The organism is Rhodoferax sp. LS1P39, from assembly GCF_056521425.1.
The window spans coordinates 209,988-234,611 of the sequence record NZ_JBWMAV010000004.1 but is presented as its reverse complement, the minus strand read 5'-3'; the positions used below and the strand labels follow the sequence as shown (position 1 = coordinate 234,611).

Annotated in this window: 22 protein-coding genes and 1 tRNA gene; 6 read left to right on the top strand and 17 right to left on the bottom strand. The window is 62.2% G+C overall.

Going from position 1 to position 24,624, the window contains the following annotated elements:
- Positions 1-79: 79 nt before the first annotated feature.
- Positions 80-1,144: a type VI secretion system protein TssA gene (gene tssA / locus AC097O_RS09685; protein WP_479592587.1), complete on the top strand. Its 1,065-nt coding sequence runs from the start codon at positions 80-82 to the stop codon at positions 1,142-1,144.
- 27 nt (positions 1,145-1,171) lie between these two features.
- On the opposite strand, the gene AC097O_RS09680 is transcribed toward tssA, so the two are convergent.
- The 6 genes from AC097O_RS09680 to AC097O_RS09655 all read right to left on the bottom strand — a co-directional run bounded on the left by AC097O_RS09680 (position 1,172) and on the right by AC097O_RS09655 (position 9,504).
- On the bottom strand, positions 1,172-1,948 hold the full coding sequence (locus AC097O_RS09680; RefSeq protein WP_479592586.1) for an OmpA family protein: 777 nt from the start codon (positions 1,946-1,948) through the stop codon (positions 1,172-1,174).
- A 4-nt stretch (positions 1,949-1,952) separates the two neighbouring features.
- Positions 1,953-2,939 carry a type VI secretion system-associated protein TagF gene (tagF, locus tag AC097O_RS09675; RefSeq protein ID WP_479592585.1) on the bottom strand — a complete coding sequence of 329 codons (987 nt, stop codon included), beginning with the start codon at positions 2,937-2,939 and terminating at the stop codon, positions 1,953-1,955.
- Entirely contained in the window at positions 2,936-6,766 is a 3,831-nt protein-coding gene (gene tssM, locus AC097O_RS09670; protein WP_479592584.1) for a type VI secretion system membrane subunit TssM, read from the bottom strand. The genes tagF and tssM overlap by 4 nt, the downstream gene beginning before the upstream one ends.
- A gap of 35 nt (positions 6,767-6,801) precedes the next feature.
- The gene (locus AC097O_RS09665) at positions 6,802-8,244 is read right to left on the bottom strand and encodes a hypothetical protein (RefSeq protein ID WP_479592583.1); all 1,443 of its coding nucleotides are present in this window, start codon (positions 8,242-8,244) and stop codon (positions 6,802-6,804) included.
- A 42-nt stretch (positions 8,245-8,286) separates the two neighbouring features.
- Positions 8,287-8,550, bottom strand: a complete 264-nt coding sequence (locus AC097O_RS09660; RefSeq protein WP_315184050.1) for a PAAR domain-containing protein — start codon at positions 8,548-8,550, stop codon at positions 8,287-8,289.
- A gap of 90 nt (positions 8,551-8,640) precedes the next feature.
- Positions 8,641-9,504, bottom strand: coding sequence for a M15 family metallopeptidase (locus AC097O_RS09655; protein WP_479592582.1), 864 nt, complete (start codon positions 9,502-9,504; stop codon positions 8,641-8,643).
- 192 nt (positions 9,505-9,696) lie between these two features.
- Here AC097O_RS09655 and AC097O_RS09650 point away from each other — a divergent pair, with 192 nt between their 5' ends.
- Positions 9,697-10,353, top strand: a complete 657-nt coding sequence (locus tag AC097O_RS09650; protein ID WP_479592581.1) for a hypothetical protein — start codon at positions 9,697-9,699, stop codon at positions 10,351-10,353.
- A 132-nt stretch (positions 10,354-10,485) separates the two neighbouring features.
- On the opposite strand, the gene AC097O_RS09645 is transcribed toward AC097O_RS09650, so the two are convergent.
- From AC097O_RS09645 to uvrB, 10 genes are all read right to left on the bottom strand, one after another.
- Positions 10,486-10,560 (bottom strand) — tRNA-Val (locus AC097O_RS09645).
- A 51-nt stretch (positions 10,561-10,611) separates the two neighbouring features.
- Complete coding sequence (gene dnaQ, locus AC097O_RS09640; RefSeq protein WP_479592580.1) at positions 10,612-11,325, bottom strand: DNA polymerase III subunit epsilon; 714 nt, start codon at positions 11,323-11,325, stop codon at positions 10,612-10,614.
- Positions 11,326-11,383: 58 nt separating this feature from the next.
- Positions 11,384-11,722, bottom strand: a complete 339-nt coding sequence (gene fdx, locus AC097O_RS09635; RefSeq protein ID WP_315240108.1) for an ISC system 2Fe-2S type ferredoxin — start codon at positions 11,720-11,722, stop codon at positions 11,384-11,386.
- A 1-nt stretch (position 11,723) separates the two neighbouring features.
- Positions 11,724-13,580, bottom strand: coding sequence for a Fe-S protein assembly chaperone HscA (hscA, locus tag AC097O_RS09630; protein ID WP_479592579.1), 1,857 nt, complete (start codon positions 13,578-13,580; stop codon positions 11,724-11,726).
- 26 nt (positions 13,581-13,606) lie between these two features.
- Positions 13,607-14,119: a Fe-S protein assembly co-chaperone HscB gene (hscB, locus tag AC097O_RS09625; protein WP_479592578.1), complete on the bottom strand. Its 513-nt coding sequence runs from the start codon at positions 14,117-14,119 to the stop codon at positions 13,607-13,609.
- A 62-nt stretch (positions 14,120-14,181) separates the two neighbouring features.
- The gene (iscA, locus tag AC097O_RS09620) at positions 14,182-14,505 is read right to left on the bottom strand and encodes an iron-sulfur cluster assembly protein IscA (RefSeq protein WP_315184032.1); all 324 of its coding nucleotides are present in this window, start codon (positions 14,503-14,505) and stop codon (positions 14,182-14,184) included.
- Positions 14,506-14,507: 2 nt separating this feature from the next.
- Positions 14,508-14,912: a Fe-S cluster assembly scaffold IscU gene (gene iscU / locus AC097O_RS09615; RefSeq protein ID WP_315184031.1), complete on the bottom strand. Its 405-nt coding sequence runs from the start codon at positions 14,910-14,912 to the stop codon at positions 14,508-14,510.
- Between the two features lie 23 nt (positions 14,913-14,935).
- Positions 14,936-16,153 (bottom strand): IscS subfamily cysteine desulfurase, encoded by a 1,218-nt coding sequence (locus tag AC097O_RS09610; protein WP_479592577.1) that lies wholly within the window; start codon positions 16,151-16,153, stop codon positions 14,936-14,938.
- Positions 16,154-16,211: 58 nt separating this feature from the next.
- On the bottom strand, positions 16,212-16,748 hold the full coding sequence (gene iscR / locus AC097O_RS09605) for a Fe-S cluster assembly transcriptional regulator IscR (protein ID WP_295955184.1): 537 nt from the start codon (positions 16,746-16,748) through the stop codon (positions 16,212-16,214).
- 253 nt (positions 16,749-17,001) lie between these two features.
- On the bottom strand, positions 17,002-19,110 hold the full coding sequence (gene uvrB / locus AC097O_RS09600; RefSeq protein WP_479592576.1) for an excinuclease ABC subunit UvrB: 2,109 nt from the start codon (positions 19,108-19,110) through the stop codon (positions 17,002-17,004).
- 273 nt (positions 19,111-19,383) lie between these two features.
- On the opposite strand from uvrB, the gene ppk2 reads away from it, so the two are divergent.
- Both ppk2 and AC097O_RS09590 read left to right on the top strand, forming a co-directional pair.
- The gene (ppk2, locus tag AC097O_RS09595; protein WP_479592575.1) at positions 19,384-20,562 is read left to right on the top strand and encodes a polyphosphate kinase 2; all 1,179 of its coding nucleotides are present in this window, start codon (positions 19,384-19,386) and stop codon (positions 20,560-20,562) included.
- A 204-nt stretch (positions 20,563-20,766) separates the two neighbouring features.
- Entirely contained in the window at positions 20,767-21,963 is a 1,197-nt protein-coding gene (locus tag AC097O_RS09590; RefSeq protein WP_479592574.1) for an amino acid aminotransferase, read from the top strand.
- Between the two features lie 94 nt (positions 21,964-22,057).
- On the opposite strand, the gene AC097O_RS09585 is transcribed toward AC097O_RS09590, so the two are convergent.
- Positions 22,058-22,627 carry a TetR/AcrR family transcriptional regulator gene (locus AC097O_RS09585; RefSeq protein WP_479592573.1) on the bottom strand — a complete coding sequence of 190 codons (570 nt, stop codon included), beginning with the start codon at positions 22,625-22,627 and terminating at the stop codon, positions 22,058-22,060.
- A gap of 106 nt (positions 22,628-22,733) precedes the next feature.
- Between AC097O_RS09585 and AC097O_RS09580 the strand changes: the two genes are divergently transcribed.
- The gene (locus tag AC097O_RS09580) at positions 22,734-23,528 is read left to right on the top strand and encodes an SDR family NAD(P)-dependent oxidoreductase (RefSeq protein ID WP_479592572.1); all 795 of its coding nucleotides are present in this window, start codon (positions 22,734-22,736) and stop codon (positions 23,526-23,528) included.
- A gap of 140 nt (positions 23,529-23,668) precedes the next feature.
- Positions 23,669-24,619 carry a Bug family tripartite tricarboxylate transporter substrate binding protein gene (locus AC097O_RS09575; RefSeq protein WP_479592571.1) on the top strand — a complete coding sequence of 317 codons (951 nt, stop codon included), beginning with the start codon at positions 23,669-23,671 and terminating at the stop codon, positions 24,617-24,619.
- Positions 24,620-24,624 lie beyond the last annotated feature (5 nt).

Below are 24,624 nucleotides of genomic sequence, written 5' to 3'. Positions count from 1 at the left end.
GCCAGCGGCTGCATCTGGTAACCATGGTCCCCCCGGAAGACCAGATAATCTTTGCAATCTGTTCAAAATACCTACCACCATGTCTGCCGTCCCCAGCCTGCTCACCCCCCTCAGCGAAACCCAGCCGTGCGGCGTGGATCTGTCGTTTTCTGCCGACTTCGATGCGATTGCCGAAGGCCGACGTTACGACGATCCCACACTGGACCAGGGCGAATGGGTCACATCGCTGAAGGAGGCAGATTGGGCGGGCGTGGAAAAGCATTGCAGCCGCTTGCTCAGCACCAAAAGCAAGGACCTGCGGATTGCGGTGTGGTGGGCCGAGGCCAGCGCCAAGACGCGCAAATTCCGGGGGCTGGGAGAAGGTTTTCAGTTGATCAGCGGGCTATGCGACCACTTTTGGGACGACGTGCACCCCCTGGCAGACGATGGCGACCAGGACGTACGGGTCGGCAACCTGACCTGGGTACTCGCGCGGTCGGTGCAATTGGTGCGCGAAATGCCGTTGACCGAAGGCCGGGGGACCGCCTTTTCCAGCGCCGACTTTGACGCAGCGCGCACGCGGGCGGCCCAGGCCGAAAAGATTGCCGCTGCGGGCGGCAAACCCGAAGAAGGGGTGAAGCTGGCCACGCTGGAAGCCGCGCGCCGCAAAAGCTCACGCAAGTTTTATGAGGAGCTGCTGGCCGATTCGCAGTACTGCCTGGATGCGCTGCGGCAGATGGAGCAATCGGTCGATGCCCGGCTGGGTGCCGACGGGCCCGGTTTTTCAGCCGCCAAAGACATGTTGGAGCAGGTAATGCGCACCATCACGCGCTTTGCGGCAGACACCGGCATCAAGTCTCCCAGCGCCACTCCGCTGGAAGCCACCGCGCCGGAGGCCGACATCGGTGAAGCACCGGCCACCACCACCACGCGCCACGGCCCCATCCAGAACCGCGCCCAGGCTATCGCGCAGCTGCGCGCCGTGGCCGAGTTTTTCCGGGAAACCGAGCCCCACAGCCCGGTGGCCTACCTGGCGGAGAAAGCCGCCCACTGGGGTGACCTGCCCCTGCATGCCTGGCTTAAATCTGTGGTCAAGGATGCTGCGTCCATGGCGCACATCGAGGAGCTGCTGGGCGTGCAGGCTCCAACACCCGACGAGCACTGAGCCCTGCAGGCGCAGCCATAGTGCCCGTTACTGGGCAATCCGGAACTCAATGCGCCGGTTGCGCGCCCGTCCGTCCATCGAGTCGTTGCTTGCCACCGGGCGGTCGGGCCCCTGACCCGAGGTCTTCAGCAGCGCCGTGTTGATGCCCTTGCTGCCCAGATAGGCCTTGACCGCATCGGCCCGGGCCTGGCTCAAGGCCAGGTTGCTGGCACGCAGGCCCTTGTCGTCGGTATGGCCGATGATCTCCACCTTGCGGTCTTTGAGTTTTTGCAGGGCGACAGCCATTTCGTCCAGGATGCCTTTGCCCGCCGGGGTCAGGTTCACCTGGCCGCTTTCGAACTCGACAATGCGGTTGCCCAAGGTGCTGTCCAGCATGCCTTGCTCGGATGCAGAGACCCGCAGGCCATTGGCCACGGTGTAGGTGGGGTTCAGGCTGGTGGCGATCTCGCTGGCGATTTGCTGGCGTTGCGCCTCGTTGGAGACCTCGCCCTGCAGGCCCACCGCGGTGCCGTCGATCTTGAGCTGGCCGCGGCTGATCAGCTTGAGGTTGGGGCCGATGAGCTTGCCGACATGGCTGCTCCAGTTGGGAGGCATGACCACCGCGCCAATCGCAATCTGGTCCACCACTTTATCGGCACCGTACAACTCCCGCAGTCTGGCCAGCACGCTGGCCTTGGTGGCCTCGTCGGGCACGGTGCCGGTTACCAGAACCTGGCCGGGGGTCGGCGTGGCCACGGGGGGGGCCACCGTCTGCGCCGCCGCAGACAGTGAGACAAGTAACAGGGAAATCCACAAACAACGCATGGCGTCAGGCTCCAATAAACGCTTCACAGAACGAGTCGTGCGCTGATTTCAGGGACAGGTCGGGCAAGGCCAGGTAGCTGGACAACTTGCTCGCGCCGTAGTCGCCCGCCAGCTGTTCTTCAATCCAGTCGGCGGCATCGAGGGTGATGTGCTGCTCGTCGCCCACCGCCGGGTCGATGATGGCGTGCAAGGTACGCGCCGAGGCCCCCCCAAAACCCAGCACCATGCTCGGCTTGCCGTGCACCGAGGTGAGGAACAAGGCCAGTTCGAAGTCGGCCCGCTGCAAAAATGGGGCAATCAAATGCATCCAGAAGGTGGCCACCAGGGGCCGGTACATGGCATCGGTTGGCAAGGGCAGCACCAGGCTTTTTTCCAGGCGGCTGGAGCTGCTGGCCATCACCGGCTGCAGCAAAATTCCCAGGGCCAGGATCAACTGGCGGGCGTTGCCGGTAAAGCCGGATTGCGCCAGCAGTGCGTTCAGCCCGGCGATGGTTTGCATGTCCATGAAATCGGCAAAAGCCGCGTCATAACCGGTGGTGTTGAGCTCCAGATCCACCGTGGTGGCGGCCAGGCTTTGCAGTGCCAGAGCGGGGTCTGGCGCGCCCAGTACCTGGGCTGTATGCAGCTCCAGGCGGGTCCACAGGCGCGACAACACCATGGGGCTGCGCTTCACGAAGTGGACCGGCTGCTCCACGTCCATGGTGGCCATCGACAAGAACGGAAAACGCCGCTGGGCCATATCGGTGCTGGCGCACAGATGGCCCGCGATGGCGCGCTTGCTGCGGGGCCCCATGAACACAAAATGCAAGGGCCGCATGCTGTCGTAGATCAGCTTCCAGCGCGGATCGGCCGACAGCATCTCCATGGTTTGCGCCAGCCATTGGTCCAGCAGGCTGATCAGGGTGCTGTTGTCAGTGGCCTTGATGAAATCGCCACGCGACGGCACTTTGCCGAAGTAGCCCAGCTTGATCGGTGTGGTCATGCTGCTCATTGCACCCCTCCTGCGTTGCGTGGCGATGCCGGGACAGTACCGGAGGCCGCGGCCTGCGGCGCCGCTACCGTGGGAGACGGCACGGGCGGCCCTCCGGCAATGGTTTCAGGCAGGGTCGCTCCACGCAGGGTGGGCGTGGTGCCCTTGTCCGAGGTGGAACCCGACACTTGTGCGCTGCTGATAATTTTGAGGTCTACCGACACGGTCGTGCCAGCATTGGTCCAGCTGAGTTCAAACACACCGCCGTCCTTGCGCTTGCGGGTGGCCGAATTGATCAAGCGCTCCAAACCAAATCGCCCGGTTTCGTTGGCGACTTCGACCGTGCGGCCATCGAAGGTGACGGCTGTGACCTTGGCACCGGGCACGCCTTGCGCGTTAGGCCAGATGAAATTGGTCCACTGGGTTTGGGTATTGCGGTAGCGCAGCACCTGGCCGTCGATTTCGACTGTGTACTCGGTGGTGCCCGGCGCTGGCAAGGGCTGGATCTGGAAGACGGTTTGCGCTTCGGCAGGCGCAGCGCCCGCGCCCCCCGCAGCCCCGCCGCCGCCTTGCGGAGCCACCCAGGTCGAGAAGTTGGTAACCACGGCGGGCGACAGATTGACCCCCATATTGGCCCAGGTCTTGGGCGACAGCGCATCGCCGCGGCGCACCACCAGGGGGCCCATGGACGTGGTGACGAACTTGGCAATCGCACCGTCCGAACCAAAGATGGCGGCAATCTCGGCGCTGTTGGCCTCGATCTTGGACTGGGTCGCAAACGGGTACTTACCTGCCAGGGACTTCTGGAAGGGCTCGTACACCTGGGCCAGCCAGACTTTGTTCATCTCGGCCTCGGTGGGCGGGATGATCACCATGAAAGCCTGGATCAAGGGGCGCACCAGCAGCGGACGGATGGCCTGCTTCTGGGAGTCGGACATGCCGGTAAGCATCTGCTCGTCCACATACTTCAAGCCGTCGGACAGCTCGGAACTGCCGCCTTCCAGGGTTTGCTGCATCAGCTGTTTGGCCCCGGGGCCGGTGTCGCCCTGGTTCTTGATCTGGTTGAAGCGGGTACGCAGCTTGGACAGGGCTTCCATATATCCGCGCATCAGCGAGGCATCTTTGTCCTTGGCCACCACCAACTTGGCCACGCCCGCAAACTCCTTGCCTACCGGCCCCATCGGAATTTCGGCGGTGGCCAGGTTGACATTGACGTTGACCGGCACCGGTGCCTGGCCCAGGATGGTTTGCTTGAACCAGCCAATCACGCCCGTCTGGGCATTTTTAAGGCCAGCGTTGACCAGCGAAGGATTGTCCCAGGACGTTTCCTGGTACACCGTGTTGACGATCTTCTGGATGGGCGATGTCAGCGGGTCGCCCAGGCGGTTCATGGCCGTCACTGCCGACTCAAACCCACCCAGGTCCGCAATCGCCACGCCCTGCACAAACTTCTGCCACTCCTTGGCGTATTCGGCCTTGTACTGGTTGACCAGGGCCTTCTGGATTTGCTCGGGGCTGCCTTCGAGCGTCAGGTCGTCTTTGGAGGCTGTCTTCAATACCCAGTCGGCGCTCTGCAATTCTTTGTTGGCAGCATCCTTGAACGCCTCTTCGACAAATTTCTCCCAGGCTTCGCGGGTGAAAGTACCAGGAATGGCGTAGCTGCCCACCACCAGTTCCTTGTCCTGGTCGCCGACGATGCGGGCCACCGTCATGGTTGGGAAGCGGGTGGATGCACGCGCCTTGACATCCGCATACACCCGGTCGCGGGCGGGCATGCCGCGCACCACGCGGCGCAGGTTTTCACGGGTTTGGTCCACCAGCGAGAGTTTGCTGTCCATCAGCGGCCAGGAGGGGTCGCTGATCTGCTCCAGCGAGAAGCTGATCAGGCGCTCGGCGCTGCGGATCATCTGCTCCCGCGGCATGCTGCCACGGTTGCTCTCCAGCCAGCTGCGCCAGAAGCGGGTGATCTGGTCGTTCAAATGGCTGGACTCGGCCCGCGATTTATCGCCCAGCATCAGGTAGGTTTTGAGCGCGTTGTAGGCATCTTCGACACTGGCTGGAGACACATCCTGGTAGGGCGTATTGCCTGCCGCGGGTTTGCCGACCTCTGCTGCGGTCGCAGAAACACCGGCAAACTGTGGCGGCCGCGACATCGGCTGCAGCTTGTCGGCACCGTTGTTCACCTCGGCCAGATAGGATTCGATATTGGCCACCACCGGGTTCAGCATGACTTCGCGGATGCCTGCGTAATATTCCTCGCGCAGCTTGCGCTCCAGCAGGTCACCCTGGTACAGACCCAGGCCCAAAGACAGCGGCGGGTTCGCATGGAGTTTGCTGAGCTGTTCGATCCGGTCCTGAAGGATTTCCAGCGCCTCAAAGCGGGATTGCAGATCAAAGCGCTTGTCCTGCAGCTTGACCGCCTTGTCCAGATCGGCCTGCACATTGGCCGTGAGCTGCTTGTTGCCCACGTATGACCAGCTCCACCCACCCAAGGCCAGACCGACCAGGGCTGTCGCGACAAAAAACGTCACGTAGCGCAGCTTTGTCTTGGCCGGGCTGGCGTATTGGGCCACCAACTGCTTGTCGGCAAAAATCACCTGCTTGAAAAGGTTTAACAAGAAAAAGCCGCGCTGGGAGGCGGCCTCAACCTGCTGCTGCGGCTGCAACTGCAGTCCAAACCGCTCGGCAATCCGTTGCGCCGAGCTGCCGATCGCGCGGCCCTCCTGCAATGCGCTGGTGAAGTAGAAGCCACGAAACACCGGCTTGAACTGGTAAGGATTCTCTTCAAACAGCGTGGCGATGAACGAGCGCAACGCGCCCTTGATCGCGGCAAACTCCAGCGGAAAGGCCAGTACGCCCGCAGGCAACTGGCCGCTGCGGTGCATGGACATGCTGGCCAGGCCCACATGCTTCAGACCGTCATGCAGTTCATTGAAACGGGTGTCGAAGAAGTCCAGAATCTGCTGACCACTGCTGTGGCGGGCATAGGGCATGGTGGCACCCCATACGCGGTCACTTTCAGCGCTCTCGCTACCGGCAAAAAACTCGTTGAAACCGGTGATCAGATCTGCCTTGGTGAACATCACATACACCGGTGCAAACACCTCCAGCCGCTCGGTCAGCTCCTGCACCCGGGCCCGCAAGCTCTTGGCCAGGTTGATGGCGATATCGGGTCGGCTGCCGGTCAGCTCGGCAATGCTGACCGCAATGATGATGCCGTTGATCGGCGCCTGTTTGCGATTTTTCTTCAGCAAACTCAAAAAGCTAAACCATTCGGCACGGTCTTCGTCGTACACCGAATAGCGCCCGGCGGTGTCCAGCAAAATGCCGTCGGTGGTAAAGAACCAGTCACAGTTGCGCGTACCGCCCACCCCTTGGATGATCTTGCCATGCTTGTCGGCCAAGGGAAACTGCAGGCCCGAGTTGGCGATGGCGGTACTTTTACCCGCTGCCGGGTTGCCAATCACCATGTACCAGGGCAATTCGTACAAGGCGGCAGCACCCGAGCTCAAACCCAGCTTGGAGGTTTTGATGGTGGCAATCGCATCCAGCATGCGTTTGCGAATGGCCTCCACCTCATCCCGCTGAAAGTTGCTGGCTTTGCCCGGAGCTTTATCGGCTTGGCGCTCCAGCATGTCACCCAACTCAGCCGATGCCTGCTTGGCGCGCCAGAACTTCCACCCACGGTAGACCAACCACAGCACGACCGCCAGCGCCAGCAGGCCCACTGCCCAGATGGCCGCCACCTGTATGGCGCTGGCACCTAGAAAAAGGAACCCCGCCAGGGCGGCAAAGCCGATCACCACCAAGGTATTTGTGTTGGTCAAAAATTGCCAAATTCGTTGCATGTTCAAACCGAAAAATCTTCGTTGTAAATGGATTGTTAAGCGCTGCCTGCCTCGGCAGCCCAGGGGCGGACCACGACGGCGGCGCGGTCAAAAGCGTCCTGGCTGCCCACGCACACCACACACGCTGCGTTGGCGGTAGCCTCGAAATGGGCAACGGCCAGCGCCGTCAGTGCCGACACGGCACCTGCACTGCCGCAATCTGCGGCAATCTTGAGGCATTGCTTTTTCATGTCCAGATCAGGAAATACCGTCTGGTCCAGAACCATCAGCTCGGGCAGACGGCGGTGGTCGCTATCGGCCACCAACCAGTTGACCTGCGCGTGCTCAACCCCGGCCGCCTGCAAGGCGTGTTGCACCAACTGCTCCAGCAGTGCACCGCCGATGCGCCCTGTGGCATCGGCAGATTTGTCGCGCCGCCCCAACGCGGCGCGGTGCAAGCTCGCCGGTGCCAAATCTGCCATGTGCTGGGCCTGCTGGGTATCACCCAAAAGCAAACAAACCGCACCCTCGCCAGGGGTTTGTCCACCATCGACTTTGTCGCGGCGCAGTTGGCCCGCCTGCTCCCACGCGTCCACACTCTCTTCACCCACAAACGACTCGCTGGCCAGGACCAGGCATAGGCAGGGAATGTCTTGGCGGTGGCTGTGCACCGACACACTGTCGATCAAGGCCAAAGGCTCCACCGTCCCACTGCTGCCCAAGGGACTGGGCAGCACTTTTTCTGCAGGCCAGCCCTGCTCTTCCAACAGGTGGGTTAACCACAGGGAAGCCACCTGGCGTTCGGCCAAGGTCCAACGGCTGGGCCATACCGCCAACAGCTGCAGCATGGGCAAGGCGATCGTGCTGCGCTGGTCTTGCGAAACGCTGGCATAAGCCGCCAGAAGCGGATGCTGCGTCAGCAAGGGGGCAACTTCCAGCAACACATCGTGTGCCATGGCCAAAGCGCGCAACTGCTCCTCCGACCACATCCCCACCGGTTTACCGGCGGCGGCTTGCCATGCATCGAGTCGCTCGGCGCAGGCCGCCCCGTCCACACCAGGCACGCGGCCGACTTTGACGGGAAAGCCGTTGGCTTTCAGCTCGCGATCCAATCCCAAACGGGCTTCCCCGGATTGCAATGCAGCAGCAAGCGCATCGGCGGAATCCCCGTGCGGCGCGCGCAGTGCGGTGGCCAGGACGGCCAGAGTCCAAGCCCGCTCGTGGGATACATCGGGCACGAGCGCAGGCGCTTCGGCCGCCAAGGGTGCCTGGGCGCGGGCCGCTTGGGCCGCCCAACTGGCAGCCAGCAACGCGCCCGCTTTACGAACCAGCCAGATGCCGAGCAAAAAGCCCGCTGGCAACAACAACATGTACAGCAAGATTTCCGACGTGGTTGGTAGACGGTGCATGCTGGTCCAGTACACCAGCATCAGCACCCACACAGCCACGAACACCAATAGCACCAGGGCGCTACGTTTCAGCCAGGCAATCATCAGCATGTGGCTTTCACAGGAGGCATGGGCATAAAAAAAGACAAAACCTCAAGAGGTGGTCGAAGCCTGGCTGGCGATCAGCGTCGCACCACAAGCCGTTTTGTCGCCGTCACGCGCCACGGCTGCGCCATCCACGACCACCGTGGCATCGCCCGTGACGATGGTGTTGGTTCCATGGCCCTTGATTGGACACGTCACTTTGTCGCCCACCCGTGCCACCCCAATGCCGCCCGTGGTGGACATGCCGGAAGCCGACACTACGCTGCCCCCGTGCGAAGTCTTGTCACCCAAAACAATAAACCCTTTACCCATTTTTTTCCCCTGTGTTGTGCCTTGTTGACGGCAAAAGTCCGCCTGCGGCATTGCAGGCCTCCAGCGCCTGGCTTGCTTTTTCATAACCCTTCAAGGTCTTTTCAGAACGCCTGGTAAACGCAGTTCGGTATGGCCGAAATCCATCATCTTCCAACGCCCACCCCAGGTCAGCCCCACCGATTCGGCCACCTCGCCATACAAACGGTAGCCTTCCATGGCCCAAGGATCCTTTTCACTGATAACCAACTTGCCGTCGCGCATGAAAGCGCAATCGGCCGCCAACCCATACTGGTGGTAGCTCTGGAAAGCCGCAGCATTCGTCACATGGGTTCCCATTGCCGCCAGCATGTTCTGCCGCTCCGGGCTGCGGTAGCCTTCCAGAATTGCCATGTCGTAACCGTGCTTTTCCTTCATGATCTTGAACACCAACAGCAGCCGCTGGCTGTAATCGCTATTGAGCAATTGCCAGTTGCGGCTAGCGGTCACCAGCATCGGCCGCACCAACTCCACCTCTTTGGACGTAAAAAACTCGGGCGGCAGCGGCGGCGGAGGCACCAATAGTTCGCCCTTAAGCAACTCTGATACCTGCAAATTGGCATCCCTCCCAGTGTCCTCAAACCCTTCCAGCATCAATTGGTTACTAAAAAGCCAAGCAGCCAAGGGTGGCAGTGCCAGCAAGGCAATTCCGCCCACCCACAACAGGTAGTGGCGTCGCATACCTTGGAACACTTCCGAGCGTCTGGCCTTTACCGACACCCTGGCCTGGGCCATATTTTGACTGTTTAATCTGCCAATGCGTTGTATGCTGGTATACATTTTTTCATTTATAAACCTAGACCAGCGCACAAACTTCTCGCGCTCGGACCTGAATAGAATCATCCAAGCTACAAAGCAAGCGAATACAAAGCAAAAGCCAAACGCGATAAAAAACACTAAAAGTCCTGCTTTTGCCATAATTTAGGAATATACATTTTGCAGCAGCCCGCCGCCCCCAAACCCAGCTCAACAAGACCCAGTCTGCTGTCGCCTACCAGCACGGGGGGTACAGACCACACCCGAATTCTGGGCAGCGTGGGAGGCAGTTCAGCGGGGGTCACGCAGCCGAAAAAAAAGCGACTGGCTTTGCTAGTGCTGGGCCTCGGTGTGATGGCTGTCGCCTGGGGACTGCTCGGCCGCCCGAACCAGACAGGCGCTGACACGGTTCAGGTCGCCACCAGCGCACCCGCCGTAGCGCCCTTGCCTTCTGCTGCCGATGCGAAACACGAGGCCCCCACGCCAACCGAAACTGCGCCAGCACCCCAGTTGGCCGCCACCATTACCGATACCAGTGCCGCGCCCATCACCCCCCAAAGCGATGCAAGCCCGTTGTCGACGGTATTGGAAGCGGGCGTTGAAGTCCCCCCGGACACCCTTAAATCCGCCCCGGTTGCGAAGCCCGCGCCCCGTCCACCCGCCAAGCCCAAGCCGGTCGTGGCGCGTGCCGAACCTGGTAAAACAGCGCTAGAACGCAGCAAGTCCAGCACACCTGCGGCGACCGCCAAAGCGTCTGCTGGCGACCACGATGTGGACTTGATCTCGGCACTGGTGGCCCACAGCGGTAGCCGGTCCGAGCCCAAAGCAACGCCCAGGTCCGCAAAGCCCGTAGCCGCGTCCGACAAAACAGACATCGTGGAACGCCGTCGCGGCGACAGTACCGCCGCCTTGCTCAAACGCTGCAAGCGCCTGGGGGGGGCCGAAGCCAAACTGTGCACTCGGCGCATCTGCACAAACCACGAAGGCGAGGCGGCTTGCAAGGCGAAATGATGCCTATCCGTACAGAAGCGGTTTACATGGCAGGCACCTGCCGTACGTAGTTCTGATGGGATCCAACGCCCAGCTGAATGCGTTCGGAAATGAAAAAAGCCTTCCAAACGCATAGGTTTGGAAGGCTTCAATTGGTGGGCGATGCAAGTTTCGAACTTGCGACCCCTGCAGTGTGAATGCAGTGCTCTACCCCTGAGCTAATCGCCCTGATATTCGTTTGACTACGACTTTGTTAATCGCTATCAGGTAAGCCTCAAATTATACAACATCTTTTTCGAGGATTCGCCAGACTGTCTTGCCGCCGCTCGATTTATCGAGTTGTTTCAACAAATCCTGGTGGGCGGTGGCCTCTTCTGCATCGGCTTGCAGCACGGGCAGCACAAAGCCGCTCAGGTCCATCTGCGGCACGGCGGCCACGGTGGTGTCTTCATCGCCCACGTCGATCAGCAGAGCATCTTGCCCGCGGGTGAGGTTGATGTAGACCTGCGACAGCAGCTCGGCATCCAGCAAGGCACCGTGCACGTCGCGGCCCGAACGGTCCACTTCCAGGCGGTCGCACAGGGCATCGAGCGAATTGCGCTTGCCGGGGTACAGCTCCTTGGCCAGGGCCAGGGTGTCAATCACGCCGCTGACAAAGTGGCTCAGCGGCGGCTTGCCCAGGCGCTCCAGCTCCTTGTTCAGAAAGCCGACGTCGAACGCGGCGTTGTGGATGACCAGCTCGGCATCCTGGCAGTAGGCCAAGAACGCGTCCACGATCTCGGCGAACTTGGGCTTGTCACGCAGAAATTCGGTGGTGATGCCGTGCACCCGCAGCGCGTCTTCGTGGCTGTCGCGCTCGGGGTTGATGTAGTGGTGGAAATGGTGGCCGGTGAGCTTGCGGTTCAGCAACTCGACACAACCGATTTCCAGCACGCGGTCGCCACCCGCCGCCGACAGGCCGGTGGTTTCGGTATCCAGAATGATTTGGCGCATAAACTATTCTTTTGATAGCTACTAACGCTTATGGGATAAGCACGGGCAGCCTTTTTTATCAGTGAAGTTCTTTGGCGTGGTTGATGGTGTACTTGGGGATTTCCACCGTCACATTTTGCTGCGCCAGGAAAGCCTGGCAGCCCAGGCGCGACTGCGGCTCCAGGCCCCAGGCGCGGTCCAGCAGGTCTTCTTCGTTCTCGTCCAGCTCGCCCAGCGACTGGAAGCCCTCGCGCACGATGACGTGGCAGGTGGTGCAGGCGCAACTCATGTCGCAGGCGTGCTCGATGTTGATGTGGTTGTCCAGCATGGCTTCGCAGATCGAGGTGCCCGCGGGCGCGCTGATCTCGGCACCTTGTGGGCAGTATTCGGGATGGGGCAGGATTTTGATGATAGGCATGTCAGATCGCTTCAATATTTTTACCGGACAGGGCGTGCTGGATGCCCCGGTTCATGCGGGCAGCGGCGAAACCTTCGGTGCCGTCGGCCAGTTGCTTGGTGGCGGCCTCGACCAGTTTGGCATCGGTGAGCAGCTTGGCCTGGACCAGTTCGGCACGCAAAGCTTCGATGGTGGATAGCTCATTTTCCGAGAGCAAATCGCCATCCGCCGCCAGCGCGCTCTGGGTGGCCAGCAGCATGCGGTCGGCATCCACGCGGGCTTCGACCAGGGCGCGGGCCTGCATGTCCTGGGCGGCGGTGTGGAAGCTGTCTTGCAGCATCTGGGCGATCTGCTCGTCGCTCAGGCCGTAGCTGGGCTTGACGGTGATTTGCGCTTCCACGCCACTACCTTGCTCTTTGGCGGCCACGCTGAGCAGGCCATCGGCATCCACCGTGAAGGTGACGCGGATGCGCGCAGCACCGGCGGCCATGGGCGGGATGCCGCGCAGCTCGAAGCGGGCCAGGCTGCGGCAGTCGGCCACCAGGTCACGCTCGCCCTGCACCACGTGCAAGGCCAGGGCCGTCTGGCCGTCCTGGTAGGTGGTGAAATCCTGCGCCATCGCGGTGGGGATGGTCTGGTTGCGCGGCACGATGCGCTCGACCAGGCCGCCCATGGTCTCGATGCCCAGCGACAGCGGAATCACGTCCAGCAGCAGCAAGTCCCCTGCCCCGCTATTCCCCGCCAACTGGTTGGCCTGGATGGCGGCACCCAGGGCGACGACTTCGTCCGGGTTCAGGTTGGTGAGCGGCGCACGGCCAAAGAAGTCGGCTACGGCGCGCTGGATTTGCGGCATGCGGGTGGAGCCGCCGACCATCACCGTGCCCTGCACCTCGTCGACGGTCAGCTTGGCATCGCGCAGGGCCTTGCGCACAGCGGCCATGGTGCGGGCTGTGAGGTGGGCGGTGGCGGCTTCAAAGTCGGATTTCTTCACATCCAATTGGATGCTTGTGCTTGCCAGATCGGCACGGATAGCTACCAAATCCGTAGCAGACAGCGCTTCCTTGCATGCGCGGGCTGCGGCGTTCAGGGCCACCTTGTCGGAGGCCGTGACGGCCTGCTGGCCGGTTTGGGCCAGCACCCAGTCGGCCAGTGCGCGGTCGTAGTCGTCGCCACCCAGGGCCGCATCGCCGCCGGTGGCAATCACCTCGAACACGCCCTGGCTCAGGCGCAGGATGCTGATGTCAAAGGTGCCGCCGCCCAGGTCGTACACCGCGTAGATGCCTTCGCTGCCGTTGTCCAGGCCGTAGGCGATGGCCGCAGCCGTGGGCTCGTTGATCAGGCGCAGCACGTTCAGCCCGGCGAGTTGCGCCGCGTCCTTGGTGGCCTGGCGCTGGGCATCGTCGAAGTAGGCGGGCACGGTGATGACCACGCCATATACGTCGTCCAGAAAGCTGTCTTCGGCGCGGAAACGCAGGGTGGCCAGTATCTCGGCGCTCACCTCTACCGGCGACTTCTCGCCATGCGCGGTCTGCAGGCCGACCATGCCGGGCTTGTCGATGAACACGTAGGGCAGTTTTTCGCGCTGGGCGATGTCGGCCAGGCCACGGCCCATGAAGCGCTTCACGGACGCAATGGTGTTTTCGGGGTCGCTGGCCTGCGCGGCGAGTGCGTCATGGCCGATCTGGCGTTTGTCGCCCGCCAGGTAGCGCACCACGCTGGGCAGGATGACGCGGCCGTGTTCGTCGGGCAGGCACACGGCTTCGCCGCTGCGCACGGTCGCTACCAGCGAGTGGGTGGTGCCGAGGTCGATGCCGACGGCATGGCGGCGCTGGTGCGGGTCGGGCGACTGGCCGGGTTCGGAGATTTGGAGAAGCGCCATGGAATTTTTCAGTTAATCAATGATTGTCACAGGCGATCAATAGCATCGTCCACATCGCGGGCAAAGCGCTCGATGAACATCATCGCCCGCACCTGCTGGGCGGCAGCGGCGTAGTCACGGGTCTCGTCCAGCAACTGGGCGCACCGGGCCAGGCCGTCACGGCGGGCTTGCAGCACTTCGGTGTTCAGCGTCTCCAGGGCGGCGGCGCCGTTGGCATCGTCCAGGGCCTCGCGCCATTCCATCTGCTGCACCAAAAAAGCACCGGGCATGGCGGTGTTGTTCTCGGCCTGGATGGGCGCGCCATGGAGTTCGCACAGGTAGGCCGCACGCTTGAGCGGGTCTTTAAGCCGCGCCCAGGCTTCGTTGATGCGCACCGACCACTGCATGGCCACGCGCTGCGCGGCACCTGCCTGGGCGGCAAAGCGGTCCGGGTGCGCCTCGCGCTGCAAGGCCTGCCAGCGGGCCTGCATGGCGGCGAGGTCTTGCGTGAACTGCGCGGGGATGTCAAACAGCTCGAAGTCGTTGGATTGGAGGTTCATACATGCCAAGAAAAAACCGCCAGCACACAAGGCACGGGCGGTTGGTGTTCGGAGCGCTGCCGTTAGATTCGGAAGCTCTCTCCGCAGCCACATTTGTCGCGCTCGTTCGGGTTTTCGAACTTGAAGCCTTCGTTCAGGCCTTCGCGCACAAAGTCGAGCTGCGTGCCATCGATGTAGGCCAGGCTCTTCGGATCGACCAGCACCTTGACGCCGTGGCCTTCGAAAATCACGTCTTCGGGGGCGAATTCGTCCACGTACTCCAGCTTGTAGGCCAGGCCCGAGCAACCCGTGGTTTTGACACCCAGGCGCACGCCCACGCCCTTGCCGCGTTTGGCCAGGTAGCGGGTGACATGCCGGGCAGCGGCCTCAGTCAGCGTGACAGCCATGTTCAGTGGACCTGGGCCGCCGCCGCAGCGTGTTTTTGCTTGTAGTCGCTGACAGCTGCCTTGATGGCATCTTCGGCCAGGATGGAGCAGTGGATCTTGACCGGGGGCAGCGCCAGTTCTTCGGCGATCTGGCTGTTTTTCAGCGCCGCCGCTTCGTCCAGGGTTTTGCCCTTGACCCATTCGGTGACCAGCGAGCTGGACGCGATGGCCGAGCCGCAGCCGTAGGTCTTGAAACGTGCGTCTTCGATCACGCCGGTCACGGGGTTGACCTTGATTTGCAGCTTCATCACGTCGCCGCAGGCGGGTGCGCCGACCATGCCGGTGCCTACGCTGTCGTCGCCTTTTTCAAACGAACCGACGTTGCGGGGGTTCTCATAGTGGTCTACCACTTTTTCGCTGTATGCCATGGTGTTTACCTCTTCAATTCAAATCAGTGGGCAGACCATTGGATGGTGCTGATGTCGATGCCATCTTGGTACATTTCCCACAAAGGGCTCAGGTCGCGCAGCTTGGCCACGTTGACCTTGATGGTATCGACCGCGTAGTCGATGTCGGCCTCGGTGGTCCAGCGGCCAATGGTCATGCGCAGGCTGCTGTGGGCCAGCTCGTCGCTGCGGCCCAGGGCGCGGAGCACGTAGCTGGGTTCCAGGCTGGCCGACGTGCAAGCCGAACCACTGGACACTGCCAAACCCTTGATGCCCATGATCAGCGACTCGCCTTCGACGTAGTTGAAGCTCATGTTCAGGTTGTGCGGCACGCGTTGCGTTTCGTGGCCGTTGATGAAGACCTGCTCCACGTCTTTCAAACCGACCAGCATGCGGTCGTGCAAGGCCTGGATGCGTACGTTTTCAACCGCCATTTCTTCCTTGGCGATACGGTAGGCCTCGCCCATGCCGACGATCTGGTGCGTGGGCAAGGTGCCGGAGCGCATACCGCGCTCGTGGCCGCCGCCGTGCATTTGCGCTTCCAGGCGGATGCGCGGCTTGCGGCGTACGAACAATGCGCCTATGCCTTTGGGGCCATAGGTTTTGTGCGATGTCAGGCTCATCAGATCGACGGGCATCTTCGACAAATCGAACTCGACACGGCCGGTGGCTTGTGCAGCGTCGGAGTGGAAAATCACACCCTTTTCGCGGCAGATGGCACCGATGGCGGCGATGTCCTGGACCACGCCGATTTCGTTGTTCACGAACATCACGCTGGCCAGAATGGTGTCGGGGCGGATGGCCGCCTTGAAGGCCTCCAGATCGACCAGGCCGTCGGCCTGCACGTCCAGGTAGGTCACTTCAAAGCCTTGGCGCTCCAGCTCGCGGCAGGTATCGAGCACGGCTTTATGCTCGGTCTTGACCGTGATGATATGTTTGCCCTTGGTCTTGTAGAAATGCGCCGCACCCTTGAGCGCCAGGTTGTTGGATTCGGTGGCACCCGAGGTCCAGACGATTTCGCGCGGGTCGGCACCGATCAGCGCGGCCACCTGTTCGCGGGCTTTCTCCACCGCTGCTTCCGCCTCCCAGCCCCATGCATGGCTGCGCGACGCGGGGTTGCCGAAGTGTTCGCGCAACCAGGGAATCATGGCATCCACCACCCGCTCGTCGCAGGGGTTGGTGGCGCTGTAGTCCATGTAGATGGGGAAGTGTGGGGTATCCATTGGCTAGCTCTCAGAAACTATGGGTGAAGGCTGGCTTTAAAAAAGCACTATGAAAAAATCAGGACTTGGCGAACACATTCCCGAGGGCAAACACCGAATTCGGTCCGGTGATGCGCATGGGCTTGACCACTGGCATGCTGGAGATGGCGCGCTTGACCATGGGCTTGCTTTCGATTTGCACGCCCTTGGCGAGCTGCTCGTCCACCAGCTTTTGCAAACTCACCGAGTCCAGGAACTCGACCATGCGGGTGTTCAGCGAGGCCCACAGGTCGTGCGTCATGCAACGACCGGCTTCGCCCAGGCAGTTTTCCTTGCCGCCGCACTGGGTTGCGTCCATCGGCTCGTCCACCGAGACGATGATGTCGGCCACGGTGATGTCGGTGGCTTTGCGGCCCAGGGTGTAGCCGCCGCCGGGGCCACGGGTGGACTCGACCAGCTCGTGGCGGCGCAGTTTGCCGAACAGTTGCTCAAGGTACGAGAGGGAGATTTGTTGCCGCTGGCTAATCGCCGCGAGCGTGACGGGGCCGTTGTTCTGGCGCAGGGCCAGATCAATCATGGCGGTGACCGCAAAACGGCCTTTAGTGGTGAGTCGCATCGCAAGCTCCTGTTTTAGTGGGCCTTGGGGCGCACGGTGGCCGCGCGCCTCTTATAGGCAGTACTGGGGTTACACATGGAACTAAAACCGGCCTGGGCCAGTCTTACCTCCGCTTCCTCCAGCGTGCTTCCGTGTTTATGTCACGGTAGCCACCCTCAACTTCTGGTTTTTATTTATTGACAGAAACGATTATAGCAGAGAAGCCTATCGAATTCGTCGGGTAAGCATACTGACCGGTCTTATTTTAGAACGATTAGTTTCCCACGGCAATGTTGTCGTGCCCCGATGCCCCAAATGCCTGGGTTTTGAGCACCGCCAACTGGTCGCGCACCCGGGCAGCTTTTTCGAATTCAAGGTTGCGGGCGTGCTCCAGCATCAGCTTTTCCAGCCGCTTGATTTCGCGGGCAATGTCTTTTTCGCCCATGTCTTCCACCTTGGCGCGCTGGATCGCGTCTTGGGCCAGCTTCTCGGCTTCGCGGCCTGACTTTTCGCTGTACACGCCGTCGATCAGGTCTTTCACCTGTTTGATGATGCTGCGCGGCGTAATGCCCTGCGCGAGGTTGTGGGCGATCTGCTTGGTGCGGCGGCGCTCGGTCTCGTCGATGGCTTTGCGCATCGAGTCGGTGACCTTGTCGGCGTACAGAATGGCCCGGCCATTCAGGTTGCGGGCGGCCCGGCCTATGGTCTGGATCAGCGAGCGCTCGGAGCGCAAAAAACCCTCCTTGTCGGCATCCAGAATCGCCACCAGCGACACCTCGGGCACGTCCAGGCCCTCGCGCAGCAGGTTGATGCCGACGAGCACGTCGAAGGTGCCCAGGCGCAGGTCGCGCAGGATTTCCACCCGCTCCACCGTGTCCACATCGCTGTGCAGGTAGCGCACTTTCACGCCGTTTTCTGTCAGGTAGTCGGTGAGTTGCTCGGCCATGCGCTTGGTCAGCGTGGTGATGAAGACGCGCTCGCTCTTGTCCACGCGGATGCGGATCTCCTGCAGCACATCGTCCACCTGGTGGGTAGCGGGGCGCACTTCCACCTGCGGATCGACCAGGCCGGTGGGGCGCACCAGTTGCTCCACCACTTGGCCGGTGTGTTCTTTTTCCCAGTTGCCGGGCGTGGCGGATACGAACACCGCCTGGCGCATCTTGGTCTCGAACTCTTCGAACTTCAGCGGGCGGTTGTCCAGCGCGCTGGGCAGGCGAAAGCCGTATTCCACCAGCGTGGTCTTGCGCGCCCGGTCGCCGTTGTACATGCCGCCAAACTGGCCGATGAGGATGTGGCTTTCGTCCAGGAACATCAGCGCGTCTTTGGGCAGGTAGTCGGTGAGCGTGGACGGCGGCATGCCGGGCAGCGCGGCGCTCAAGTGCCGGGTGTAGTTCTCGATGCCCTTGCAGTGGCCGATCTCGGTGAGCATTTCCAGGTCGAACCGGGTGCGCTGCTCCAGCCGCTGCGCCTCCACCAGTTTGCCCATGCCCACCAGCTCTTTGAGCCGGTCGCTCAGCTCCGTCTTGATGGTTTCCACGGCGGCCAGCACTTTGTCGCGCGGGGTCACGTAGTGGCTGCTGGGGTAGACGGTGAAGCGCGGAATCTTCTGGCGGATGCGGCCGGTGAGCGGGTCAAACAGCTGCAGGCTGTCGATCTCGTCGTCAAACAGCTCAATGCGGATGGCCAACTCGGAATGCTCGGCCGGAAACACATCGATGGTGTCGCCGCGCACCCGGAACATGCCGCGTGAAAACTCCATGTCGTTGCGCTGGTACTGCATGCGGATGAGCTGGGCGATCACGTCACGCTGGCCCATCTTGTCGCCATGGCGCAGCGTCATCACCATCTGGTGGTAGGCCTCGGGCTGGCCGATACCGTAGATGGCCGACACCGTGGCCACGATGACCACGTCGCGCCGCTCCAGCACGCTCTTGGTGCAGCTCAGGCGCATCTGCTCGATGTGCTCGTTGATGGCGCTGTCTTTTTCGATGAACAGGTCGCGCTGCGGCACATAGGCCTCGGGCTGGTAGTAGTCGTAGTAGCTGACGAAATACTCCACCGCGTTCTTCGGAAAGAACTCGCGGAACTCGCTGTACAGCTGCGCGGCCAGCGTCTTGTTGGGCGCAAAAATGATGGCCGGGCGGCCCAGCCGGGCGATCACATTGGCCATGGTGAAGGTCTTGCCCGAGCCGGTCACGCCCAGCAGGGTCTGGAATACCTCGCCGTCGCCTACGCCTTCCACCAGTTGGCGGATCGCCTCGGGTTGGTCGCCTGCGGGCGGGTACGGCATGAACAGCTCGAACGGCGAGCCGGGGAAGCTGACAAACTCGCCTTCGGGCTGCTCGGGCGAGGTCGACGGGTACAAAGAGACGATTTCGGTCATGGGCGCGGGCTCCGGGGCAGCACAACCACCGGCAGGATGGTTACGGCAAACCCGACACTGTATAGGACTGGGGGCGCCCCCTGGGCACCCACGGGCCTGCGTCCACAACCTCCGTGGGGTGGCTTGGCCGGGTATACACAATAAAAAATCTATAGCGATTGCAGCCAGGCATTTGACATGGATCAAATCCATGCAAGCGGCTAGCCAGCAAACTGGTGTGGTCCGGGGATTGCGTGGTGCATGTGCCCCGGGGTAACGCGTGGAGATATACCCATGGCTGGAGTGAGCCCGACATCTGGACAACCAAAATCAAAGCCTGCAACGGCTGCGCCAAAACGTGCAGCCGCTGCGCGGGGTGCCCGCTCGGTCCAGCGCAAGGTGGCGCAGGGCGACACGGTCGACTCCACCGCGCTGCTGCCGCTGGCCGACGAGGTGGCCAGCGAAGCAGTACTGGCGGCGCAGGGCAAGCAATTGGCGGCGGTGTTGTCGGTGATTGAAGGTACTGGCGGCGCAGGCGATAAAGCCGCCGCCCTGCGCGCCTTGCTGGAAGGCGCATCGGACGATGACCGCCTGGCATTGAGAAAAGCCCTCGAGAACGGCATGCCCACGTCCAGCGGGCGCCAGCACCCCGACGACATCCTGTCCGACGACTGGCGCGAAGGCGGCTACCCCTACCGCCACCTGATGCGGCGCAGCACGTACGAGAAGGAAAAGTTCCGCCTGCAGGTCGAACTGCTCAAACTGCAGGCCTGGGTGAAAGAGTCCAAGCAGCGCGTGGTGATCTTGTTTGAGGGGCGCGATGCTGCGGGCAAGGGTGGCGCGATCAAGCGTTTTATGGAGCACCTCAACCCCCGGGGTGCGCGGGTGGTGGCCCTGGAAAAGCCCACCGAACTGGAACGGGGGCAGTGGTACTTCCAGCGCTATGTGCAACACCTGCCCTCGGTGGGCGAGATCGTGATGTTCGACCGCTCCTGGTACAACCGGGCGGGGGTGGAGCGCGTGATGGGCTTTTGCTCAGACGAGGAATATGCCGAATTCATGCGCCAGGCCCCCGAGTTCGAGCGGCATCTGGTGCGCAGCGGCGTGCATCTGATCAAGTTCTGGTTTTCGGTCAGCCGCAAGGAACAGCGCCGCCGGTTCAAGGAGCGCGAATCCCATCCGCTCAAGCAGTGGAAGCTCAGCCCCATCGACCTGGCATCCCTCGACATGTGGGACGACTATACCCGGGCCAAGGAAGGCATGTTCTTTGAGACCGATACCGCCGAAGCACCCTGGACCGTCATCAAGAGCGACTGCAAGAAGCGGGCACGGCTCAACGCGATGCGTTATGTGCTCCACAAGCTGCCCTCCACCAGCAAAGACCTGGGGCGGGTGGGTAAATTGGACACCTTGATTGTGGGGCGGGCCCATGTGGTCTACGAACGGGGTGAGAAGCCCGCCGCCGTGCTGTAAAGCTGGGATCGCAAGCTTCAATCCTGAATAGGCGACAAATCAGGCTCTCGTGCTTATCCGATAAGCGCAAGCAGCTATCAAAAAAATAGTTAAAGGAAGTAAGCAAGAGTACGGGTTGCAAGGCCTCGCGCCACGGCAGCTAAAATTCGCGGCTGCCCGTAGACGCGGGCAAGCCGCTATTGACAACCCCCAAAGGATTTTTCCATGTCACTGTTTACCGCCGTCGAAATGGCACCGCGCGACCCGATTCTGGGCCTGAACGAGCAATTCAATGCCGACACCAACCCCAACAAGGTCAACCTGGGCGTGGGCGTGTACTTCGACGACAACGGCAAACTGCCCCTGCTGGCCTGCGTGCAAACCGTGGAAAAGCAAATGACCGACGCGCCCAAGCCGCGCGGCTACCTGCCCATCGACGGCGTGGCGGCCTACGACTCTGCGGTCAAGGGCCTGGTGTTTGGTGCCGAGTCCGAGCCCGTCACCTCGGGCCGTGCGGTCACCGTGCAAGGCATTGGCGGCACCGGCGGCCTGAAGATTGGCGCCGACTTCTTGAAGAAGCTCAGCCCCAACGCCAAGGTCATGATCAGCGACCCCAGCTGGGAAAACCACCGCGCCCTGTTCCAGAACGCCGGTTTTGAGGTCGAAAGTTACACCTACTACGACGCGGCCGCCCGGGGTGTGAACTTCGACGGCATGCTGGCCTCGCTGAACGCCGCCGTGGCGGGCACCATCGTGGTCCTGCACGCCTGCTGCCACAACCCCACGGGTTACGACATCACCGCCGCCCAGTGGGACCAGGTGGTCGAAGTGGTCAAGGCGCGCAAGCTGACCCCTTTCCTGGACATGGCATACCAGGGCTTTGGCTACGGTATCGAGCAAGACGGTGCGGTCATCGGCAAGTTTGTGGCCGCGGGCCTGAGCTTTTTTGTGTCCACCTCGTTCAGCAAGAGCTTCAGCCTGTACGGCGAACGCGTGGGCGCTTTGACCGTACTGTGCGAGTCCAAGGAAGAAGCCAGCCGCGTGCTGAGCCAGCTCAAGATCTGCATCCGCACCAACTACAGCAACCCGCAAATCCACGGTGCGACGGTCGTGGCCACGGTGCTCAACACCCCTGCGCTGCGTGCCCAGTGGGAAGGCGAGCTGGGCGAAATGCGCGTGCGCATCAAGGCCATGCGCCAAAAGCTGGTCGATGGCCTGAAGGCTGCCGGTGTGAAGCAAGACATGTCTTTCATCACCCAGCAGATCGGCATGTTCAGCTACTCCGGCCTGAGCAAGGACCAGATGGTGCGCCTGCGCGAAGAATTCGGCGTGTACGGCACCGACACCGGCCGCATGTGCGTGGCCGCGCTGAACAGCAAGAACATCGACTACGTCTGCGCGTCGATCGCCAAGGTGGTCTAAACCGACTTAGCCATCCGGGAGCAGAAATGCTCCCAAATCAATAGCTGCCTGTGCTTACCCGATAAGCGCAGGCAGCTTTTTTTTATGCATAAAACTAGGCCTTGGACGTGCTGCGCGCCACGGCTTGCAAGATCTCTTCCGACAGCGCCGCATCGTCCACCGCCCGCGCCAGCACCAGCGCGCCCACCATGGCGGCATAGGTGGCCAGGACCTTCTCGCGCTGGGCGGCTTTGGAGCGGCCCGGCATCCACTGGGCCAGCATCTCGGCCATGGCCTGGATGCCCTCGGTCACCGCCCGGCGCACCGGGGCCGACTGGCGCGCCACCTCGGAGCCCAAAGCCGCCACCCAGCAGCCCTGGCCGGGCTGGTCGCGGTGGGCCGTGGACAAATAGGCTGCGCTGATCGCCTGCAGCGGCTGGTCGGGCGCATCCGCCGCCATCTGGTTCCACCAGGCTGTACCGCCCTCGAACGCCCGGGTGCTGGCCTGGGCGAGTAAATCGTCTTTGGAGCTGAACTGGCCGTAAAAGCCGCCGTGGGTCAGCCCGGCGGTTTTCATGATGTCGGCCAGGCCCACACCGGCAAAACCCCGCTCGCGGAACAGCTGCGCCGCCACGCCCAGCACGCGTTCACGGTTCTCGGTGGCTTGTTCGCGGCTGACTTTCATGGTCGTCTCCTCAGAAAAATAAGAATGCTTGACATTTTATATGACGGTCAACATATAATTCAATCATGACGACCGTCATATAAAAACCAACTTCTGAAAGCACACCATGGCCTCCTCTTCTCTCGGCACCGCCCTCATCACTGGCGCATCCACCGGCATCGGCGCGGTCTATGCCGACCGCCTGGCCCAGCGCGGCTACCACCTGCTGCTGGTCGCCCGCGACCTGACACGGCTCGAAGCCCTGGCCGCCCGGCTGCGCAGCGCCCACGGCGTGCAGGTCGAGGTGTTGCCCGCCGACCTGACCGCCAAGGCCGACGTGGCCCGCATCGAGCAGCGCCTGCGCAGCGATGCCGCCATTACCCTGCTGGTGAACAACGCGGGTGTCGCCAGCAACGGCACGCTGGCCGAGTCGGACATCGACAGCGTGGACACCATGGTGCAGCTCAACGTGGTCACCCTCACCCGGCTGGCGGCAGCGGCGCTGGCCAGCTTTGTGCCGCGCGGCCAGGGCACCCTGGTGAACATTGCCTCGGTGGTGGCCCTGGCCCCCGAGACCTTCAACGCCAGCTACAGCGCCAGCAAGGCCTATGTGCTCAGCCTCACGCAAAGCCTGCACGCCGAAGCCAGCCCCCACGGCATCCAGGTGCAGGCCGTGCTGCCGGGTGCCACGCGTACCGAAATCTGGGAGCGCGCCGGTATGGACCTGGCGCACTTCCCCGCCGGGATGGTGATGGATGCCGGTGCCATGGTGGATGCCGCCCTGGTGGGCCTGGACCGGCACGAGCTGATCACCATCCCCTCCCTGCCCGATGCCGCCGACTGGGCCGCCCTGGGTGCGGCCCGCGCCAAGCTGGGGCCCAACCTGTCGCTGAGCCAACCGGCAGCGCGCTATCTAGCGTAACCTGCTGGCAGAGCTCCCGCTTTGCGACCAATGCACGCCGTGCACCAATCGATTAAAAAACTGCAATTTACTGCACGGCGTGCAGCAACAACAATCGTGCCAGTGGCCCCAGCCACACCCCTTAACACCAGGAGACACGCTTGTTCAAAACCCTCACCACCGCCGTACTGCTGGCCAGCAGCAGCCTTGCCTTCGCCGCCAACGACAAACCGCTGACCATCGTGGTGCCCACCGCCGCCGGTGGCGGCAACGATGCCATGGCCCGCACCATCGGCCAAAAGCTGGCCCTGGTGCTGAACCAGACCGTCATCATCGAGAACAAAGCCGGGGCCAACGGGGCCATTGCCGCCGAGATGGTGGCCCGCGCTGCGCCCGATGGCAACACGCTGATGTTTGGCTACGTGGCCACCCACGCCATGAACCCGGCGCTGCAAAAACTGCGCTACGACCCCATCACCAGCTTCGAGCCGGTGGGCCGCGTGGGCTACTCCCCCACACTGATGGTGATGAACACCAGCGTCAAAGCCAAGGACGTGAAGGAACTGGTGGCCCTGATGAAGGCCACGCCCGAGAAGTTCAGCATCGCCTCGGCAGGCAATGGCACGGCTCCGCACTTTGCGGCTGAGCTGTTCAAGCTGGCCACCCAGACCAACCCGCTGCACGTGCCCTACAAGGGCGCGGCCCCCGGCATCACCGACACCATTGGCGGGCAAACCCAGGTCATGTTCCCCAGCCTGTTCACCGCCCTGCCCTACGTCAAGTCCGACAAGCTCAAGGCCCTGGCGATTGCCGGCCCCAAGCGCTCGCCCCTGCTGCCCAACGTGCCCACGCTCAAAGAGCTGGGCATCGAAGGCGTGGAAGTCGACCAGTGGTATGCCTTCTTCGCCCCCGCCAAAACGCCCAAGGACGTGATCGCCAAACTCAACGCCGCCCTGAACCAGGTGCTGGCCGACAAGGAAACCATCGCCCGCATCGAAGGCCACGGGGCCGATGTCGAATCCAGCACGCCCGAGCAACTGGCCGAACTGGTGAAGTCCGACCTGGCCCGCTGGAAACGCGTGGTCCAGCAAGCCAAACTGCAAGCCGACTGATCCCC

Excerpts from the sequence above, each read along its gene's own strand:
- tssA (WP_479592587.1), top strand. The coding sequence starts at position 80 with ATGTCTGCCGTCCCCAGCCTGCTCACCCCCCTCAGCGAAACCCAGCCG.
- AC097O_RS09680 (WP_479592586.1), bottom strand. The coding sequence starts at position 1,948 with ATGCGTTGTTTGTGGATTTCCCTGTTACTTGTCTCACTGTCTGCGGCG.
- tagF (WP_479592585.1), bottom strand. The coding sequence starts at position 2,939 with ATGAGCAGCATGACCACACCGATCAAGCTGGGCTACTTCGGCAAAGTG.
- tssM (WP_479592584.1), bottom strand. The coding sequence starts at position 6,766 with ATGCAACGAATTTGGCAATTTTTGACCAACACAAATACCTTGGTGGTG.
- AC097O_RS09665 (WP_479592583.1), bottom strand. The coding sequence starts at position 8,244 with ATGCTGATGATTGCCTGGCTGAAACGTAGCGCCCTGGTGCTATTGGTG.
- AC097O_RS09660 (WP_315184050.1), bottom strand. The coding sequence starts at position 8,550 with ATGGGTAAAGGGTTTATTGTTTTGGGTGACAAGACTTCGCACGGGGGC.
- AC097O_RS09655 (WP_479592582.1), bottom strand. The coding sequence starts at position 9,504 with ATGGCAAAAGCAGGACTTTTAGTGTTTTTTATCGCGTTTGGCTTTTGC.
- AC097O_RS09650 (WP_479592581.1), top strand. The coding sequence starts at position 9,697 with ATGGCTGTCGCCTGGGGACTGCTCGGCCGCCCGAACCAGACAGGCGCT.
- dnaQ (WP_479592580.1), bottom strand. The coding sequence starts at position 11,325 with ATGCGCCAAATCATTCTGGATACCGAAACCACCGGCCTGTCGGCGGCG.
- fdx (WP_315240108.1), bottom strand. The coding sequence starts at position 11,722 with ATGCCTATCATCAAAATCCTGCCCCATCCCGAATACTGCCCACAAGGT.
- hscA (WP_479592579.1), bottom strand. The coding sequence starts at position 13,580 with ATGGCGCTTCTCCAAATCTCCGAACCCGGCCAGTCGCCCGACCCGCAC.
- hscB (WP_479592578.1), bottom strand. The coding sequence starts at position 14,119 with ATGAACCTCCAATCCAACGACTTCGAGCTGTTTGACATCCCCGCGCAG.
- iscA (WP_315184032.1), bottom strand. The coding sequence starts at position 14,505 with ATGGCTGTCACGCTGACTGAGGCCGCTGCCCGGCATGTCACCCGCTAC.
- iscU (WP_315184031.1), bottom strand. The coding sequence starts at position 14,912 with ATGGCATACAGCGAAAAAGTGGTAGACCACTATGAGAACCCCCGCAAC.
- AC097O_RS09610 (WP_479592577.1), bottom strand. The coding sequence starts at position 16,153 with ATGGATACCCCACACTTCCCCATCTACATGGACTACAGCGCCACCAAC.
- iscR (WP_295955184.1), bottom strand. The coding sequence starts at position 16,748 with ATGCGACTCACCACTAAAGGCCGTTTTGCGGTCACCGCCATGATTGAT.
- uvrB (WP_479592576.1), bottom strand. The coding sequence starts at position 19,110 with ATGACCGAAATCGTCTCTTTGTACCCGTCGACCTCGCCCGAGCAGCCC.
- ppk2 (WP_479592575.1), top strand. The coding sequence starts at position 19,384 with ATGGCTGGAGTGAGCCCGACATCTGGACAACCAAAATCAAAGCCTGCA.
- AC097O_RS09590 (WP_479592574.1), top strand. The coding sequence starts at position 20,767 with ATGTCACTGTTTACCGCCGTCGAAATGGCACCGCGCGACCCGATTCTG.
- AC097O_RS09585 (WP_479592573.1), bottom strand. The coding sequence starts at position 22,627 with ATGAAAGTCAGCCGCGAACAAGCCACCGAGAACCGTGAACGCGTGCTG.
- AC097O_RS09580 (WP_479592572.1), top strand. The coding sequence starts at position 22,734 with ATGGCCTCCTCTTCTCTCGGCACCGCCCTCATCACTGGCGCATCCACC.